This is a genomic window from Pseudoclavibacter sp. VKM Ac-2888 (assembly GCF_015351285.1).
GTDB lineage: Bacteria > Actinomycetota > Actinomycetes > Actinomycetales > Microbacteriaceae > Pseudoclavibacter.
In genome coordinates, this window is record NZ_JADKSM010000001.1 from 2,156,485 (window position 1) to 2,171,331 (window position 14,847).

The window sequence follows — 14,847 nt, forward strand, 5'->3', positions numbered from 1 at the left end:
CGTCAGCTTGTGGAGCCGCGGCGAAACCTTTGGAAATACGCGAGGGGCCTCGAGCGTTTGCGTGGTTACGTTTCCCACATGCCCTCGCCGACAAGCAGCACCGAGACCACGAGGCGCTTCGACGCCGTCACCCGCGCGGAGCTGGCCCGCCCCGACAGCCGAAAGTGGAGCCTCAACGAGGGCACCATCGGCGCGTGGGTCGCGGAGATGGACTTCGGGACGGCGTCGAACGTGCGGCAGGCGATCCTCGGAGCCGTCGAGAAGGACGAGCTCGGCTATCTCGCCCCGCCCACCTGGGCGCGCACGGCGACGGCCGCGTCCGCGTTCTTCGAGCGACGCTACGGCTGGGCGGTGGAGCCCGAGCGCATCCACCACATCGCCGATGTCATGGGCGCCTTCGACGTGTTCGTGCGTCACTTCACGGCTCCGGGCTCTCCGATCATCGTGCCGACGCCCGCGTACATGCCGTTCCTCGTGACCGACGCGTTGCAGGGGCGCGAGACGATCGAGGTGGCGGGAGTGATCGAAGACGAGCGCTGGACGCTCGACTTCGAGGGCATCGAGCGTGCCTTCGCGAACGGGCCGGCCAACGTGGTGCTCGTCAACCCGCACAACCCGACGGGCGCCGTCTACACGAGGGACGAGCTCCTCCGCCTCGCCGACATCGTCGAGCGCGGCGGAGGCCGCGTCTTCGCGGACGAGATCTGGGCGCCGCTCACCCTCGATGGGCCGCAGCACATCCCGTACGCGTCCGTCTCGGCCGAAGCGGCCCGCCACTCGGTGACCTCGACGGCGGCCTCGAAGGCGTGGAACGTCGCTGGCCTGAAGTCCGCGCAGATCATCTTCACGAACGACGCCGATCTCGAGCACTACCGCACGTTCGGCTTCGGAGTCGTGTGGGGCTCGTCGATCCTGGGTGCGTTCGCCGCCGAGGCCGCGTACAGCGACAGCGACGGCTGGCTCGACGAGGTGAACGCGGCGCTCGTCGAGAACCGCGACCTCCTCTTCCGGCTCGTTGCCGAGCTCCTGCCCGGCGTGCGTGCCATCGTGCCCGAATCGACCTACGTGGCCTGGCTCGACGTGTCAGCCCTCGGCATCGATGGCTCACCCGCGAAGTTCTTCCTCGACAACGCCGGCGTCACCCTGACCGCAGGTGCGTCCTGCGGTGCCGATTTCGAGCAGTACGTGCGCATCGTGTTCGCCACCCCGAAGCCGGTGATCGAGGAGATCATCCAGCGCATGGCCGACGCTCTCGCGGCCCGCTAGGGCACCCGCACACGCCCGAGGAAGCGGGCCAGCAGCTCCGCGGGCGGGCCCGATCGCCTAGTTCTGCTCGGCGATGCGCTCGTGGTGGCGGATCACCTCGGCGATGACGAAGTTGATGAACGTCTCCGCGAACTCGGGGTCGAGGTGCGCCTCCTCCGCGAGCTGTCGGAGGCGGAGGATCTGGCGTCGCTCACGGTCGGGATCTGCGGGCGGCAGGCCATGCTCCGCCTTCAGCTCACCGACGAGGGTCGTGAACTTGAAGCGCTCGGCGAGCATGTGCACCAGCGCGGCATCGATGTTGTCGATGCTGCCGCGGATCGAGGTCAGCCGGCGCAGCGCTGCATCGTCCGACGTGTGCTGGACCTGCGCGTCGCGAGCGGATGCGGGGGACTCGACGCCATCGACGTGCTCGTTCCTGACTGCGGGGGCTTCGCTCGATGAGGACATGCCAGGAGCCTAGCGCTGGCTCCGTGTCGCGAGAAATACGCGCCAGGCGCGGCTCGGGACCGATACTCTCTGCCATCGTCCCAGGATTGGAGATTGTCAACAATCGACAGCAGCGCTAGCCTGGACGCATGTCGAACCCCACCGAGCCTGCCGACGGCCACCGCCACGACGGCGATCAGTCGGCGCACGACCACGACGGCGGCGAGGCCTTCAGCCCGACGCATCCGTGCGTCGAACGCTCCTCCGAGCTCCACGAGGACCACGGGCACAGCCACGGGCTCGGCGACCACACGACGGCCACGGGCAAGCACCGCAAGAAGCTCATCATCGTCCTCGCCATCACGGCGAGCGTCTTCCTCGTGCAGATCGTCGGAGCCTTCGCCTCGAACTCGCTCTCCCTGCTCGCCGACGCCGGCCACATGCTCACGGATGCGGCCGGCGTCACCGTCGCGCTCCTCGCCAGCTACGTGGCGACGCTCCCCGCATCCTCCCGCCGCACCTTCGGCTTCCAGCGAGCGGAGGTGCTGGCGGCACTCATCAACGGACTCATCCTCGGCGTCATCGCCGTCACGATCTTCATCGAGGCGATCCGCCGATTCGGGCAGGAGGTGGAGGTCGAGTCCGGCATCATGCTCGCCGCGGCGGTCATCGGAGCCGTCGCGAACCTCGTCTCGCTCCTCGTGCTGCGATCGGGCCAGAAGGAGAGCCTCAACGTGCGCGGCGCGTACCTTGAGGTCCTCGGCGATCTGCTTGGCTCCGTGGCCGTCATCATCGCGGCCATCGTCATCTGGGTGACGGGGTGGATGGTCGCCGACCAGATCGCGTCGATCCTCATCGCCGTCCTCATCTTCCCAAGGGCCATCAGCCTGCTCCGCGAGGTCGTGGACGTGCTCATGGAAGCCACCCCGAAGAACGTCGACCTCGACGCCACTCGCAGGCACCTGCGGTCCGTGCCCGGGGTCGTGGATGTGCACGACGTGCATGCGTGGACCATCACCTCCGGCGTGCCCATGTTCTCCGCCCACGTCGTCGTCGCCCCGGAGACGCTCGACGAGCGGGGCCTCGACGCGGTGCTGTGCGAGCTCGATGCGTGCCTCAAGGAGCATTTCGAGACGAGCCACAGCACCTTCCAGGTCGAGCCCGCCACCCATGTCGACCACGCGGCCCACTCGGGCCAGCTCCACAGCTGAGGACGCACCCCATGAGCGCAGCAGCCACGCTTGGCCTCCAGAGCCAGCAGACCTCGGCGATCATCGCCGACCATCTCCGCGAGCAGGTCATCGACGGCTCGTTCGCACCAGGTGCACAGCTGAACGAAGCGCGCATCGCCGCTGACTACGAGGTCTCGCGCGGGCCGGTTCGTGAGGCGCTGCAGCGGCTCGTCCAGGAGGGCCTGCTCGAGAGCCGCCGCAATCGTGGCGTCTTCGTCCGAGAACTCACCGACGAGGACGCCGCGGAGATCTTCGCGGCCAGGGAAGCACTCGAGTGCGCGGCCGCCGCCGTCATCGCGGCCAAGCCCCCCGCCGAGCGGGCGAGCATCGCCTCGACCCTGTCCGCCGTCGTGGCGGAGCTGCACGAAGCCGCCCATGCCGGCGACGAGATCCGGGCACTCCGCCTCGACCACGCCTTCCACCGGAGATTCGTCGAGAGTGCAGGCAACTCGCGCCTCTCCCGGGCGTACTCGACCATCGCGACCGAGTCGCTCATCTGCACCTCGCACGCAATCGGCGCGCACCCCGCGCTCGGCGACTTCAGCACCCATCACGAGGAACTCGTCCGCCTCACCGAGAAGGGCGACATCGAGGGCATCCACGAGGCCGTGCACCGGCACCTCACACCGCGCACCGCCTGAACGGGCACCGCGACCGGCGCGCGAGCTCGAGGCACAACGACGAAGAGCGCATGCCCCTGAGGGCATGCGCTCTTCGCACGTTCAGCGTTCCGGGCCGCCGAATGGGAACCCGGAAGGCGGGACTCCTAGCCGCCGAGGCCGTCCAGCACAGCTGCCGTTCCGGAGAGGCCGAGGCGTGAGGCGCCGGCTTCGACCATGGCAAGCGCATCCGCCGTCGAGCGGATACCGCCGGACGCCTTCACGCCGAGCCGTTCGCCGACCGTGGCACGCATGAGCGCCACGGCATGGGTGGATGCTCCGCCAGCGGCCGAGAAGCCCGTCGACGTCTTCACGTAGTCGGCCCCCGCGGCTTCGGAAGCCTGGCAGGCGGCGACGATCTCGTCGTCCGTCAGCGCGGCAGACTCGATGATGACCTTGAGGAGTGCGGAAGGGGCGGCCTCGCGGACCGCGGCGACGTCCGCCTGCACGAGGTCGGCCCGGCCAGCCTTCAGCATGCCGATGTCGATGACCATGTCGAGCTCGTCGGCGCCGTCGGCGACGGCCCGCGCCGCCTCTGCAGCCTTGATCGCGGAGTGGTGCTTCCCGGAGGGGAAGCCGACCACGGTCGCGATCTTCACCTCGCCCGGGTCTCCCTGCACGGGGAGCATGTTGGGCGAGACGCAGATGGAGAACGCCTTCAGGGCCTTGGCCTCCTCGAGGAGGGCAGCCACCTGCCCAGGGGTCGCGTCGGTCTTCAGCAGCGTGTGGTCAACGATGCCCGCGAGCTCGGCTCGCGTGACCCGGTCATCCGGATGCGACTGTTCGTTCACCTCCGCCATCAGCTGACGACGTTGATCTGCACGTCGACGTTGCCGCGGGTGGCGTGCGAGTAGGGGCAGATGTCTTCGTGCGCGATGCGAGCAACCTCTTGGGTCTCCTCGCTCGACAGGTTCGGCGCGTAGACGTCGTGGACCACCGAGAGCTCGAAGCCAGTGGGCTCGCGCTTGCCGATTCCCACCGAGGTGGAGACGGCGGCGTCCTTCGTGTCCTTGCCGAGCTGCTTTCCTGCCGCGTGGAATGCGCCGAGGAAGCAGGCCGAATATCCGGCGGCGAAGAGCTCTTCAGGGTTGGTGCCCTCTCCGCTGCCACCCATCTCCTTCGGGGGACGCGTGTCGAGATCGATGCGGTCGTCTTCCGAACGCACGTGGCCGTCGCGGCCACCACCGGAAGCGTGGGCAATTGCGGTGTACACAGGAGTCGTCATGGGTCCATGGAACCACGTCTGCTGACGGACACGCTGAGCCGAGCTCCGCGTTCTCCTTCAGCGGGCTGATCTTCCGTCGACGAGACCCGCCTCGCCCACCAGCGCCTGCCCGGCCTCGACACGTGCACGCAGCCGCTCGCGGACGGTCGACCACTCTGGCTCGATGACGGAGAAGCGGACCGTGTCTCGCCAGGTGCCGTCCGCACGGAGCTGATGACGCCGCAGCACCCCCTCCCGGGCAGCGCCGAGCTTGGCGAGCGCCGCCTGCGAGCGTTCGTTGCGGTTGTCGACGCTGAACTCGACTCGCCCGAAACCCACCCGGAAGAGGTGGTCGAGGAGCACCAGCTTCGTGGCCGGGTTCACGACGGTCCCCCACACCGCTGGCGCGTAGGCGGTCCACCCGATCTCCGCCGACTCCCGGGCCAGGTCGACGCGACCGATCGAGGTCGTGCCGACAGCCCGCCCGTGCTGCGGCCCGCCGTTGACTCTGACGACGTAGGTGCATCCATTTCGGGGCCCAGGCGTGTAGTTCTCCACCCAGTCGCCCCAGTCTCGACGGTCGGGCATCCCAGCGGGACCCCCACCCCATCCGGAGGCGAACACCTCTGGCACGCAGAGGACATCGCCCAGCTCCGCCCAGCCTGCCGCGCTCGCCGGATGCAGCGAGACGTGCCGGCCTTCGAGTACCTGCGAGGGTTCGAGATGCATACCCTCATGAAACACGATCCGAGCGCGCCGATCGATAGCGACGCGTCCAGCGCCCTGAGGCGCGCTGCGGGTTCGGGCACAGCGGCACGGAATGCCGATTCCGCTTTCGCAGCCTGGACCGGCCCGACGCAGACCCCGCGAATCGCCAGATCAGGCATGGATTCACGAGCACACCGACCAAAAGACATGTGGACGATCCGAATGGACTAAACGGTTCATTAGCGACACCAGACGCGTGCGTCGGCCCGCCACCACCGTGTTAGCTTCCTTCATGTGGTGAGCGAAACGGCACCGCCCGGGCAACCCCACGAAAGTGAAGCAGCCTTCGGCGGCACAGCCACCGCATCCGTGAGATCTCGAGCTGCGGCTCGAGGCGGCGAACGGAACAGAGAGCAACCAAATACTCCCCTCGCCGGCGCGTAACGCCGGGTTCGAGAAACTGCAGCCCGCATCAACACGGGGTGGGCGTCATCGGGGGACGACGCCCGACTGCACTCCTCACCTGGCGACCGCGGCAGGGGACGATGGGCACCAACCTCGGGGGAGGTTGGTGCCCATCACTGCATGCGCGGGCGGTGACGGGCGCCCGAGGTCAGGAGGCTCGGTACCTGCCCGGCCGATGATTGAGCATGATGATGAGACTCAGCACGCCGGCACCGAGCGCCGAGATGAGCACCTGCGACGGGTCGAGGACGGTGAAGGAGGCAAGCACCACCAGCAGGTCGAGCGCGAGCAGCACGTAGCCGGCCCGCACGCCGAACTTCTCCTGCGCCACGAGTGCGACGACGGTGAATCCGCCGAGACTCGAGTTGTGTCGGAACAGGATGAGCAGCCCGACGCCGCACAGGACGTTGCCGAGCACCGCCGCGTAGACGGGAGGCAGCTCGAGAGGCCCAACCCCCGCGACGGATGCATGCAGCGAGGTCAGCACGGAGACGAGCGCGATCGAGACGAGGCTCCTCACGACGAACCGCCAGCCCTTGCCTCGAGCGGCGAGCGCGAAGAACGGCAGGTTCACGACGACGAAGATGACCCCGAATTGAACGGGCAGCACGTACCCGAGCAGCAGCGCCAGGCCGGCGGTCCCCCCGGTGACGAGGCCGCCCGACTTGAGGAGGAAGAGCCCGAACGAGATGACCAGAACTCCGACGGCGAGGCCGGCGATGTCGTCGAGAGCGCGGTGGCGTGGAGGCGCGACGAGTTCAGGCATGCGCCGAGCATGTCGCCCGGGGGTAGTCTGCGCAAGACAAGCTGCGCGGACTGAGCAGTTTGCACGCTCTCCGCACCTGAGGAGGAGATTTGCCCAATCATCGCGGCTTCGACGCCCTTGACGCCCGCATCATCCGGACGCTCGACCGACTCCCCGGCGCGTCCGTGCTCGCCCTCTCGAGAGAGCTCGGCGTGGCCCGGAACACCGTGCACGCTCGCCTGTCGCGGCTCGCCGACGAGGGGATGCTCTCGCCGGAGAGCACCCGCCTCAGTGCCGCCGCCCTCGGCTATCCGCTGACCGCCTTCGTCGCGCTCTCCCTCAGCCAGAACGCCGCCGACGAGGCCTACGAGCGACTCGGCGAGATGGCCCAGGTCGTGGAGGTGCACTCGACGACCGGCGATGCCGACCTGCTGGCGCGTGTCGTCGCCAAGGACACCAGCGACCTGCATCGAGTGACGCGCGCCATGCTCGAGCTGCCCGGCGTCACCCGGACGAGCACCACCGTCTCGCTCTCCGAGGTCGTGCCGTACCGGCTGGCGCTCATCCTCGACGACCTCGCAGAGGGCTGACCCGCGCCAGCTCGTCCTGCTCCGGGGCTAGTCCTGCTTCGTGGAGAACGCCGAGTCGAACGCCGCCTCCGACGGACGATACGTGGACAGCGTGCGCACGAACCCCAACGCCTCCGGAGCACCCACGAGACGGTCCATACCCGCGTCCTCCCACTCCACCGACAGCGGACCCTCGTAGCCGATCGCGTTCAACATGCGGAAGCAGTCCTCCCACGGCACGTCCCCGTGCCCGGTCGAGATGAAGTCCCACCCCCGCCGCGGGTCCGCCCACGGCAGATGCGACGACAGGCGCCCATTCCGACCATTCGACAGGCGCTTCTTCGTGTCCTTGCAATGCACGTGATAAATCCGGTCCTGGAAGTCCCACAAGAACCCCACCGGGTCGATGTCCTGCCACACCATGTGCGAGGGATCCCAGTTCAGGCCGAACGACTCCCGATGCCCGATCGCCTCCAACGCACGCTTCGTGGTCCAGTAGTCATACGCGATCTCGGACGGGTGCACCTCGTGCGCGAACCGGACCCCGACCTCCTCGAACACATCCAAGATCGGGTTCCACCGATCCGCGAAGTCCTGATACCCGGCATCCACCATCGCCTCCGTGGCAGGAGGGAACATCGCCACGTACTTCCAAATCGACGAGCCCGTGAAGCCGGTCACCGTCTTCACGCCCAGCGCCGCTGCGAGGCGGGCGGTGTTCTTCAGCTCCTCCGCGGCACGCTGCCGCACCCCTTCCGGCTCCCCGTCCCCCCACACGCGGTCGGACACGATGTCGCGGTGGCGCTGATCGATCGGGTCGTCGCACACCACCTGCCCCTTGAGATGGTTCGAGATCGTCCACACCTTGAGGCCATTGCGCTCGAGCACCTCCAGCTTGGAGGCCACGTACTCGGCGTCATCCCACCGCCACGGGTCGAGATGATCACCCCAGCAGGCGATCTCGAGGCCGTCGTAGCCCCACTCCCCCGCCAGGCGAGCAACCTCCTCGAACGGCAGATCGGCCCACTGACCGGTGAACAACGTGACAGGACGAGACATGTACTAGCTCCTCTGGAGTTCTGGTTCGACTGAGGTGTGCGGGGCATCGCTCGGAACGGGAATCGAGACCCACGAGCTGCCGCGTGCCGAGCTCTCCTCGACGGCGGCGAGCACCCGCTGGACGGCGAGGCCGTCGGCGAACGAGGGCGCCGGAGCTCGGTGAGCCGCGATGTCCTCGACCAGCTCGACCGCCTGGTGCGTGAAGGCGTGCTCGTAGCCGAGCCCGTGGCCGGCCGGCCACCACGCCTTGATGAATGGATGGTGCTCTGGCTCGGTCACGATGATGCGCGTGTACCCGGCCGTGGTGGGATCGCCGCTCGCGTCGAAGTACTCGAGCACGTTCATGTCCTCGAAGTCGAAGGCGATCGATCCCGTCGTTCCGTTGATCTCGAGCCTGATCGCGTTCTTCCGGCCGTACGCGAAGCGCGTCGCCTCGAAGACGGCGATGGCGCCGCCCTGCAGGCGACCGAAGAAGACTGCGGCGTCGTCGACCGTGACGGGACCGCGCTCGGTGCCGCCGGTTCCGGAGAGCCCCGCGAAGTCCTCGGCGACGGGTCGCTCCTTCACGAATGTCTCCACGAGACCCGAGACTCCGCTCAGCTGCTGGCCGGTGATGAAGTGGGTGAGGTCGACGATGTGCGCCCCGATGTCGCCGAGCGCACCCGAGCCGGCCTTCTCCTTGTCGAGACGCCAGGAGAGCGGCGCGTTCTCGTCAGCGAGCCAGTCCTGCAGGTATTGGGCTCGCACCTGACGGATGTCGCCGATGCGACCCTCCGCGACGAGCTGCTGCGCAAGGCGGATCGCCGGCACTCGCCGATACGTGAAGCCGACCATGGCGCGCACGCCGTGGGCCTCGGCGGCGATCGCCGCAGCGTTCATCCGCTCGGCCTCCTCGACCGTGTTGGCGAGCGGCTTCTCGCAGAGCACGTGCTTGCCCGCCTCGAGCGCCGCGATGGCGATCTCGGCGTGCGTGTCGCCCGGCGAGCAGATGTCGATGAGCTGCACGTCGTCGCGAGTCAGCAGCTCCCGCCAATCGGAGGTGCTCGACGCCCAGCCGAGCTTGTCAGCGGCCTGCGCCGCCTTCGCGGCGTTCCGGCCAGCCACGACGCGCATCTTGGGCGCGAGCGGCAGGTCGAAGAAGCGGGGAGCGTTCCGCCACGCCTGCGAGTGCGCGGCCCCCATGAAGGCGTAGCCGACCATGCCGATGCCCAGGTCCGGCTGTGCGTCTTGACTCATTGTTCACTCTTTCGTTCAGGAGGCCAACGCGGGGCGGAGTCAGAGAGGAGGAGAGCCCCGCCCCGCGCGGACAGTGTGAGCAGCTGGTTACGACTCGAACGCCGCGTCGATGTAGTCGCCGACGTTCTCGCTCGTCACGACGGGAGCGTAGAGCTGCACCAGACGCGGGACGCTCTGCGACGTGAGGTCGCCGAGCGAGCGGTCGTGCGCGATGAGGCGGGCCAGCTTGATGCCGTCGGCCGCCTGCGTCGACGGGTAGACGACGGTCGCCTTGACGACGCTGTCGCCCTCCTGGATCTCGCGCATCACGTTCGCCGAGCCCGCACCGCCGACGAGGAAGAACTCGTCGCGGTTGGCGTTCTCGATGGCAGAGAGGACACCGACACCCTGGTCGTCGTCGTGGTTCCACATCGCGTCGATCTGCGGAGCGGCCTGCAGGAGGTTCGTGGCCGCCTGCTCACCGCCCTGCACCGTGAAGTCGGCAGCGACACGGTTCGAGACCTCGAGACCGCAGTCACCGAGCGCATCCGCGAAGCCCTGGCTGCGCTCCTGGGTGAGCGGCAGGGAGTCGATGCCGGCGATCTCGGCGACCACGGCGTCTGGCTTGTCCGCGAGCTGCTCGCACATGTACGTGCCGGCGCTGACGCCCATGCCGTAGTTGTCGCCGAGCACCGTCGTGCGGGCAGCGAAGGGGCTCGTGAACTCGCGGTCGACGTTGATGACCGGGATGCCCGCCTCCATCGCCTTGGTCGCGACCTCGGTGAGGGCGGCGCCGTCGAAGGGCAGCAGCACGATGGCGTCGACACCGTCGTTGATGAAGCCCTCGATCTGGCTGATCTGGAGGTTCACGTCATTCGTGCCCTCTGCGACGCGAAGCTCGACGTCCTCGTACTTCGCGGCCTCAGCCTCGGCGGCGGACGTGATGGCGCCCATCCAGCCGTGGTCGGCCGCCGGGGCCGAGAAGCCGATGACCAGCGGCTCGCCGGCCGCGTCGTTGTCGGACGCCGTGGCGTTGCCGCCTGCTGGCGCCTCGCCCTCCGCCGTCGGCGGGGTGTTCGAGAGGCAGCCGGTGAGCAGCAGCAGCGCCGAAGCGGCCGTTGCGCCTGCTGCGAGGATCCGGCGCTTTCGGGAAGCTGTCTTCCTGAAGGAACTCGTGGACATGGGGATCTCCTTTGATGCTGCCATGGTGATGGGGTTTGGGTCTGGTGAGGTTCGGTGGGTCTGGTGGGGATCGGGCTGGAGGGCCTGGCTCGCGCCCCGTCCCGCGGCTAGGACGTCTTGGCCCGCGACGAGAAGCGCTGCTGGAGGAGGACGGCGATCACGATGATCGCGCCCTTCGCAATGGCCTGCACGGAGCTGTCGAGGTTCGCCTGGATGAAGATGTTCGTGAGGGTGGCGAAGATGAGGACGCCGAGGACGGTGCCGACGATCGTGCCGCGACCGCCGACGAGCAGGGTGCCGCCGACGACGACCGCCGCGATCGCATCCAGCTCGTAGAGCATGCCGTTGGTGGACGAGCCCGCCGTCGTGCGGGCGAGCATCATGATGGACGCGATGCCGGCGGTCAGACCGACCAGCGCGTAGAGGTACATCGTGTGGCGCTTCACCTTGATGCCGGCGAGGCGCGCGGCCTCCGGGTTGCCCCCGACGGCGACCGTACGGCGCCCGAAGGTGGTGCGGTTCAGGAGGAACCAGCCGCCGATCGCGACGAGCACGAAGATCCACACGATGACCGGGATGCCGAGGAGGTCGCCGCGGAAGGTCTCGAGGAACGAGTCGACGTTGACGATCTGCGTGCGACGACCGGCGATGAGCTCCGCGAACCCACGGGCGGCGACCATCATGGCGAGCGTCGCGATGAACGCCACCACCTTGCCGTAGGCGATGAGGACACCGTTGACGACACCGGCGCCGAGCCCGACGAGCAGCGAGGTGAGCACGATGACCCACCATCCCCACGCTTCCGCGTAGGCCTGCGTGGAGAGCGTCGTCGCCCAGACCGAGGCGAGCCCGAGCACGGAGCCGACGGACAGGTCGATGCCGCCCGCCGTGATGACGAACGTCATGCCGATCGAGAGGACGCCGATGATGGACGCCTGGCTCAGCACCACCATGAGGTTGTCGACGCTCGCGAAGCGCTCACCCGCCGAGACCGTGCCCGCGATGCAGAGCACGACGAGCGCCAGGATGAGGCCGAAGTTGCGGGCAGAGCTGCCACGGAAGAAGCCGCCGCGCTTGGCGTTGTCGCTGGCGACCTCGTGCTCCACGCGGGAGCTCTCGTCGGCGGCGGGGGCGATGATCGTGCCGTCCTGGGATGGCGAGCCGCCGCTCGGGGCGGAGGACTGGGGAGTCTGAGTGCTCATGCTGCGCTGCTTTCCATAACCATGTCGAGTACGGCGTGCTCATCGAGAGCGGATGCTGGGCCTTGGTGGACGACTCGCCCTTCGGAGACGACGAGCACCCGGTCGGCGAGGCCGAGGACCTCCGGGATCTCGCTGGAGACGACGACAACCGCCGCGCCTTCGTCGGCGAGCTTGCGTATGAGGGCGTAGATCTCGGCCCGCGCGCCGACGTCGACGCCTCGGGTCGGCTCGTCGAGCAGCAGCACGCGGCAGCCGTGCACGAGCCAGCGGGCGAGCATCGCCTTCTGCTGGTTGCCACCCGAGAGCGTGCGGATGTCGCGATCGACGCCAGCCGGCCGCAGGTCGAGGTACTCCGCCTGCTCCTTCGCAGCGCGGCGCTCGTCGCCTTCCTTCAGCCACGAGAACGAGGCGAAGCGCTGGAACGTGGAGAGCGTGATGTTCCGGTAGACGGGCTCGTCGAGCAGGAGCCCCTGGCTCTTGCGCTCTTCCGGCGCGAGGCCGATGCCCGCGTTCACGGCAGCCGTGACCGAACCGCGCGCGAGCGTCTTGCCCTCGACCGTGACCGTGCCGCCCGTCGCCTTGCGTGCGCCGTAGATGGTCTCCATGATCTCGCTCCGGCCGGCACCGACGAGCCCCGCGAATCCGACGATCTCGCCAGCGGAGACGGTGAACGAGACGTCCGAGAACGTGTCAGCGAGCGCGAGGTCCTGCACGTCGAGCAGCACGGGCGCATCCGATGGGAGCTCAGGGGAATCGGGGAACAGGTACTCGACCTTGCGGCCGGTCATGAGGGTGATGAGCTCCGAGGTCGGAGTCTCGCTGACCGGCAGGTTCTGGGCGACCGTGCGGCCGTCCTTGAGCACCGTGATGCGATCGCCGATCGTGCGGATCTCCTCGAGCCGGTGCGAGATGTAGATGATCGCGACGCCCGCCTTCGTGAGCTCCTCGACCACGCGGAAGAGGTTCGCGACCTCCTCGGAGTCGAGCACCGCGGAGGGCTCGTCCATGACGATGATGCGGGCCTCGTGCGAAAGCGCCCGAGCCATGGAGACGATCTGCTTGCCAGCGGCGGAGAGCTCGCCGACCTCGGTCGTGGGTGAGATCTCGGAGTGCCCGAGCCGCGCCAGGATCTCCTTCGTCCGCTGCTTCGCCTCGGCACGCCTGGAGACGCCCGCGGTGTCGAGTTCGTGCCCGAGGTACACGTTCTCCGCGACGGTCAGGCCGTCGACGACGTCGAGCTCCTGGTACATCGTGGCGATGCCGAGCCCGAGTGCAGCGACTGGGTTGGGGATGGTGATGGGCTCGCCGTCCAGGAGCAGCTGGCCCTCGGTGGGCTGGTGTGCGCCTGCGAGCACCTTGATGAGCGTCGACTTGCCTGCGCCGTTCTGGCCGAGGAGGCAGTGGACTTCGCCGGGGAGGACGTCGAGGTCGACGCCGTCGAGCGCCCGAGCACCTGGGAACTGCTTGACGATGCCACGCATCTGCAGGAGGGGGGAGGGACCCGATGTGGGGTCTTCGTTGACCATGTGTCGAAAGCTACCGTCACTTTTGTCGACGGTCAAGCAAAAGTGTCTTGCCTGTTGCACAATTGAGATACGCCGCCACACAGAAGCGCTGCAGTCACCGAAGACGGTCAGGGCGGTAACGTGGCGAAGTCGGCTCCCGCCGACCCCCGACCCGAGAGAGAAGACGCGCATGGTCATCGAGCAGCTGCCGAAGCCGGCGTCGCGCCAGCCTGGCCCCGGAGAGCTCTTCCAGATGCTCCGCGACGGCGCCCCCCGCACGCGCGCTGAACTCGCATCCGTCACCGGCCAGGCCCGCTCCACGGTCGCGACCCGCATCGACATGCTCATGACGGCGGGCCTCATCGTGACCGTCGGCGAGGCCCACTCGACGGGCGGCAGGCCCCCCGCCGTCTTCGCCTTCTCCCCCGAGAGCAGAGTTGTCCTCGCCGTCGACCTCGGTGCGACCCACGCGAGAATGGCCCTCACCGACCTCGCCTCGAACATCATCGCCGACTCGGAGGACAAGCTGCCCATCGACCTCGGGCCGGACGCGGTGCTGGCCTGGGTGTGCACGAAGGGCGACGAGATGCTCGCCGCGTCGAACCGCGGGCGCCGCGAGCTCGTGAGCGTCGGCGTCGGCCTCCCCGGGCCCGTCGAGTTCAGCTCCGGCCGACCCATCAACCCGCCCATCATGCCCGGCTGGGACGACGCCGACGTCGCCGGCAGGCTCGGCGCCCACTTCGACGCTCCTGTGCTGGTCGACAACGACGTCAACATCATGGCCCTCGGCGAGCACCGGAGCGAGTGGCCCGAGGTCTCCGACCTGCTCTTCGTCAAGGTCGCGACCGGAATCGGCTCCGGCATCATCGCGGACGGCTCGCTGCGACGCGGCGCCAGAGGTGCCGCTGGCGACATCGGGCACATCGCCGTGCCCGGCGCCGAGAGCATCCCCTGCAGGTGCGGCAACCTCGGCTGCCTCGAAGCCGTCGCCGGGAGCGACGCAATAGCCCGAAGGCTCCGCGAGGAGGGCATCGAGGTGTCGGGCAGCGGGCAGATCGTGGCGCTCGTGCGCTCGGGAGACCTGAGCGCAGCCCGGGCCCTCCGTCAGGCCGGCCGCGATGTCGGCACCGTGCTCGCCGCCTGTGTCAGCATGCTCAACCCGTCGATGATCGTCATCGGCGGGAGCATCGCGGAGGCGGGCGAGCAGCTCATGGCCGGCATCCGCGAAGTCGTCTACTCGCGCTCACTGCCGCTCGCGACGCAGCACCTTCGGGTCGTGGCGTCGCGAGCCCGAGGCGACGCCGCGATCCTCGGCGCCAGCGCCCTCGCCATCGACCACGTGCTCTCGGCCGACGCCATCGACGCCGCCCTCGCCTAGCCGCTCCCACCGGCGTGCCCCGGCGACGCCAT

The 14,847-nt window shown here is 68.5% G+C and carries 15 protein-coding genes; 5 read left to right on the forward strand and 10 right to left on the reverse strand.

Annotated features, from left to right (window positions below):
- Positions 1–78: 78 nt before the first annotated feature.
- The gene (locus ITJ61_RS10145; RefSeq protein ID WP_104298062.1) at positions 79–1,266 is read left to right on the forward strand and encodes a MalY/PatB family protein; all 1,188 of its coding nucleotides are present in this window, start codon (positions 79–81) and stop codon (positions 1,264–1,266) included.
- A 57-nt stretch (positions 1,267–1,323) separates the two neighbouring features.
- Here ITJ61_RS10145 and ITJ61_RS10150 read toward each other — a convergent pair whose 3' ends face one another.
- Positions 1,324–1,713 (reverse strand): chorismate mutase, encoded by a 390-nt coding sequence (locus tag ITJ61_RS10150; RefSeq protein ID WP_160070803.1) that lies wholly within the window; start codon positions 1,711–1,713, stop codon positions 1,324–1,326.
- Positions 1,714–1,841: 128 nt separating this feature from the next.
- Between ITJ61_RS10150 and ITJ61_RS10155 the strand changes: the two genes are divergently transcribed.
- Complete coding sequence (locus ITJ61_RS10155; protein ID WP_104298060.1) at positions 1,842–2,903, forward strand: cation diffusion facilitator family transporter; 1,062 nt, start codon at positions 1,842–1,844, stop codon at positions 2,901–2,903.
- Positions 2,904–2,914: 11 nt separating this feature from the next.
- A complete protein-coding gene (locus tag ITJ61_RS10160) occupies positions 2,915–3,565 on the forward strand; it encodes a GntR family transcriptional regulator (RefSeq protein ID WP_104305775.1) in 651 nt (216 codons plus the stop codon).
- 125 nt (positions 3,566–3,690) lie between these two features.
- Here ITJ61_RS10160 and deoC read toward each other — a convergent pair whose 3' ends face one another.
- The 4 genes from deoC to ITJ61_RS10180 all read right to left on the reverse strand — a co-directional run bounded on the left by deoC (position 3,691) and on the right by ITJ61_RS10180 (position 6,726).
- The gene (gene deoC, locus ITJ61_RS10165; protein WP_104305774.1) at positions 3,691–4,383 is read right to left on the reverse strand and encodes a deoxyribose-phosphate aldolase; all 693 of its coding nucleotides are present in this window, start codon (positions 4,381–4,383) and stop codon (positions 3,691–3,693) included.
- A complete protein-coding gene (locus ITJ61_RS10170; RefSeq protein ID WP_104298057.1) occupies positions 4,383–4,808 on the reverse strand; it encodes an organic hydroperoxide resistance protein in 426 nt (141 codons plus the stop codon). The genes deoC and ITJ61_RS10170 overlap by 1 nt, the downstream gene beginning before the upstream one ends.
- A gap of 57 nt (positions 4,809–4,865) precedes the next feature.
- A complete protein-coding gene (locus ITJ61_RS10175) occupies positions 4,866–5,516 on the reverse strand; it encodes a GNAT family N-acetyltransferase (RefSeq protein ID WP_194686101.1) in 651 nt (216 codons plus the stop codon).
- Between the two features lie 592 nt (positions 5,517–6,108).
- A complete protein-coding gene (locus ITJ61_RS10180) occupies positions 6,109–6,726 on the reverse strand; it encodes a YitT family protein (protein WP_194686102.1) in 618 nt (205 codons plus the stop codon).
- Between the two features lie 89 nt (positions 6,727–6,815).
- On the opposite strand from ITJ61_RS10180, the gene ITJ61_RS10185 reads away from it, so the two are divergent.
- Entirely contained in the window at positions 6,816–7,295 is a 480-nt protein-coding gene (locus tag ITJ61_RS10185) for an Lrp/AsnC family transcriptional regulator (RefSeq protein WP_104240087.1), read from the forward strand.
- 27 nt (positions 7,296–7,322) lie between these two features.
- Here the strand turns inward: ITJ61_RS10185 and ITJ61_RS10190 are convergent, their stop codons facing one another.
- From ITJ61_RS10190 to ITJ61_RS10210, 5 genes are all read right to left on the reverse strand, one after another.
- Positions 7,323–8,333, reverse strand: coding sequence for a sugar phosphate isomerase/epimerase family protein (locus tag ITJ61_RS10190; protein WP_194686103.1), 1,011 nt, complete (start codon positions 8,331–8,333; stop codon positions 7,323–7,325).
- 3 nt (positions 8,334–8,336) lie between these two features.
- Positions 8,337–9,569, reverse strand: a complete 1,233-nt coding sequence (locus ITJ61_RS10195) for a Gfo/Idh/MocA family protein (RefSeq protein WP_194686104.1) — start codon at positions 9,567–9,569, stop codon at positions 8,337–8,339.
- Between the two features lie 87 nt (positions 9,570–9,656).
- Complete coding sequence (locus ITJ61_RS10200; protein ID WP_194686105.1) at positions 9,657–10,730, reverse strand: substrate-binding domain-containing protein; 1,074 nt, start codon at positions 10,728–10,730, stop codon at positions 9,657–9,659.
- Positions 10,731–10,837: 107 nt separating this feature from the next.
- Positions 10,838–11,932, reverse strand: a complete 1,095-nt coding sequence (locus ITJ61_RS10205) for an ABC transporter permease (protein WP_104240083.1) — start codon at positions 11,930–11,932, stop codon at positions 10,838–10,840.
- Complete coding sequence (locus tag ITJ61_RS10210) at positions 11,929–13,458, reverse strand: sugar ABC transporter ATP-binding protein (RefSeq protein WP_104240082.1); 1,530 nt, start codon at positions 13,456–13,458, stop codon at positions 11,929–11,931. The genes ITJ61_RS10205 and ITJ61_RS10210 overlap by 4 nt, the downstream gene beginning before the upstream one ends.
- 169 nt (positions 13,459–13,627) lie before the next feature.
- Here ITJ61_RS10210 and ITJ61_RS10215 point away from each other — a divergent pair, with 169 nt between their 5' ends.
- Positions 13,628–14,815: an ROK family transcriptional regulator gene (locus ITJ61_RS10215; protein ID WP_104240081.1), complete on the forward strand. Its 1,188-nt coding sequence runs from the start codon at positions 13,628–13,630 to the stop codon at positions 14,813–14,815.
- The last annotated feature ends 32 nt before the right edge of the window (positions 14,816–14,847 follow it).

Coding starts and splice junctions, on each gene's coding strand:
- ITJ61_RS10195 (WP_194686104.1), bottom strand. CDS start 9,569: ATGAGTCAAGACGCACAGCCGGACCTGGGCATCGGCATGGTCGGCTAC.
- ITJ61_RS10200 (WP_194686105.1), bottom strand. CDS start 10,730: ATGTCCACGAGTTCCTTCAGGAAGACAGCTTCCCGAAAGCGCCGGATC.
- ITJ61_RS10180 (WP_194686102.1), bottom strand. CDS start 6,726: ATGCCTGAACTCGTCGCGCCTCCACGCCACCGCGCTCTCGACGACATC.
- ITJ61_RS10170 (WP_104298057.1), bottom strand. CDS start 4,808: ATGACGACTCCTGTGTACACCGCAATTGCCCACGCTTCCGGTGGTGGC.
- ITJ61_RS10150 (WP_160070803.1), bottom strand. CDS start 1,713: ATGTCCTCATCGAGCGAAGCCCCCGCAGTCAGGAACGAGCACGTCGAT.
- ITJ61_RS10155 (WP_104298060.1), top strand. CDS start 1,842: ATGTCGAACCCCACCGAGCCTGCCGACGGCCACCGCCACGACGGCGAT.
- ITJ61_RS10210 (WP_104240082.1), bottom strand. CDS start 13,458: ATGGTCAACGAAGACCCCACATCGGGTCCCTCCCCCCTCCTGCAGATG.
- ITJ61_RS10160 (WP_104305775.1), top strand. CDS start 2,915: ATGAGCGCAGCAGCCACGCTTGGCCTCCAGAGCCAGCAGACCTCGGCG.
- ITJ61_RS10145 (WP_104298062.1), top strand. CDS start 79: ATGCCCTCGCCGACAAGCAGCACCGAGACCACGAGGCGCTTCGACGCC.
- ITJ61_RS10215 (WP_104240081.1), top strand. CDS start 13,628: ATGGTCATCGAGCAGCTGCCGAAGCCGGCGTCGCGCCAGCCTGGCCCC.
- ITJ61_RS10175 (WP_194686101.1), bottom strand. CDS start 5,516: ATGCATCTCGAACCCTCGCAGGTACTCGAAGGCCGGCACGTCTCGCTG.
- ITJ61_RS10205 (WP_104240083.1), bottom strand. CDS start 11,932: ATGAGCACTCAGACTCCCCAGTCCTCCGCCCCGAGCGGCGGCTCGCCA.
- deoC (WP_104305774.1), bottom strand. CDS start 4,383: ATGGCGGAGGTGAACGAACAGTCGCATCCGGATGACCGGGTCACGCGA.
- ITJ61_RS10190 (WP_194686103.1), bottom strand. CDS start 8,333: ATGTCTCGTCCTGTCACGTTGTTCACCGGTCAGTGGGCCGATCTGCCG.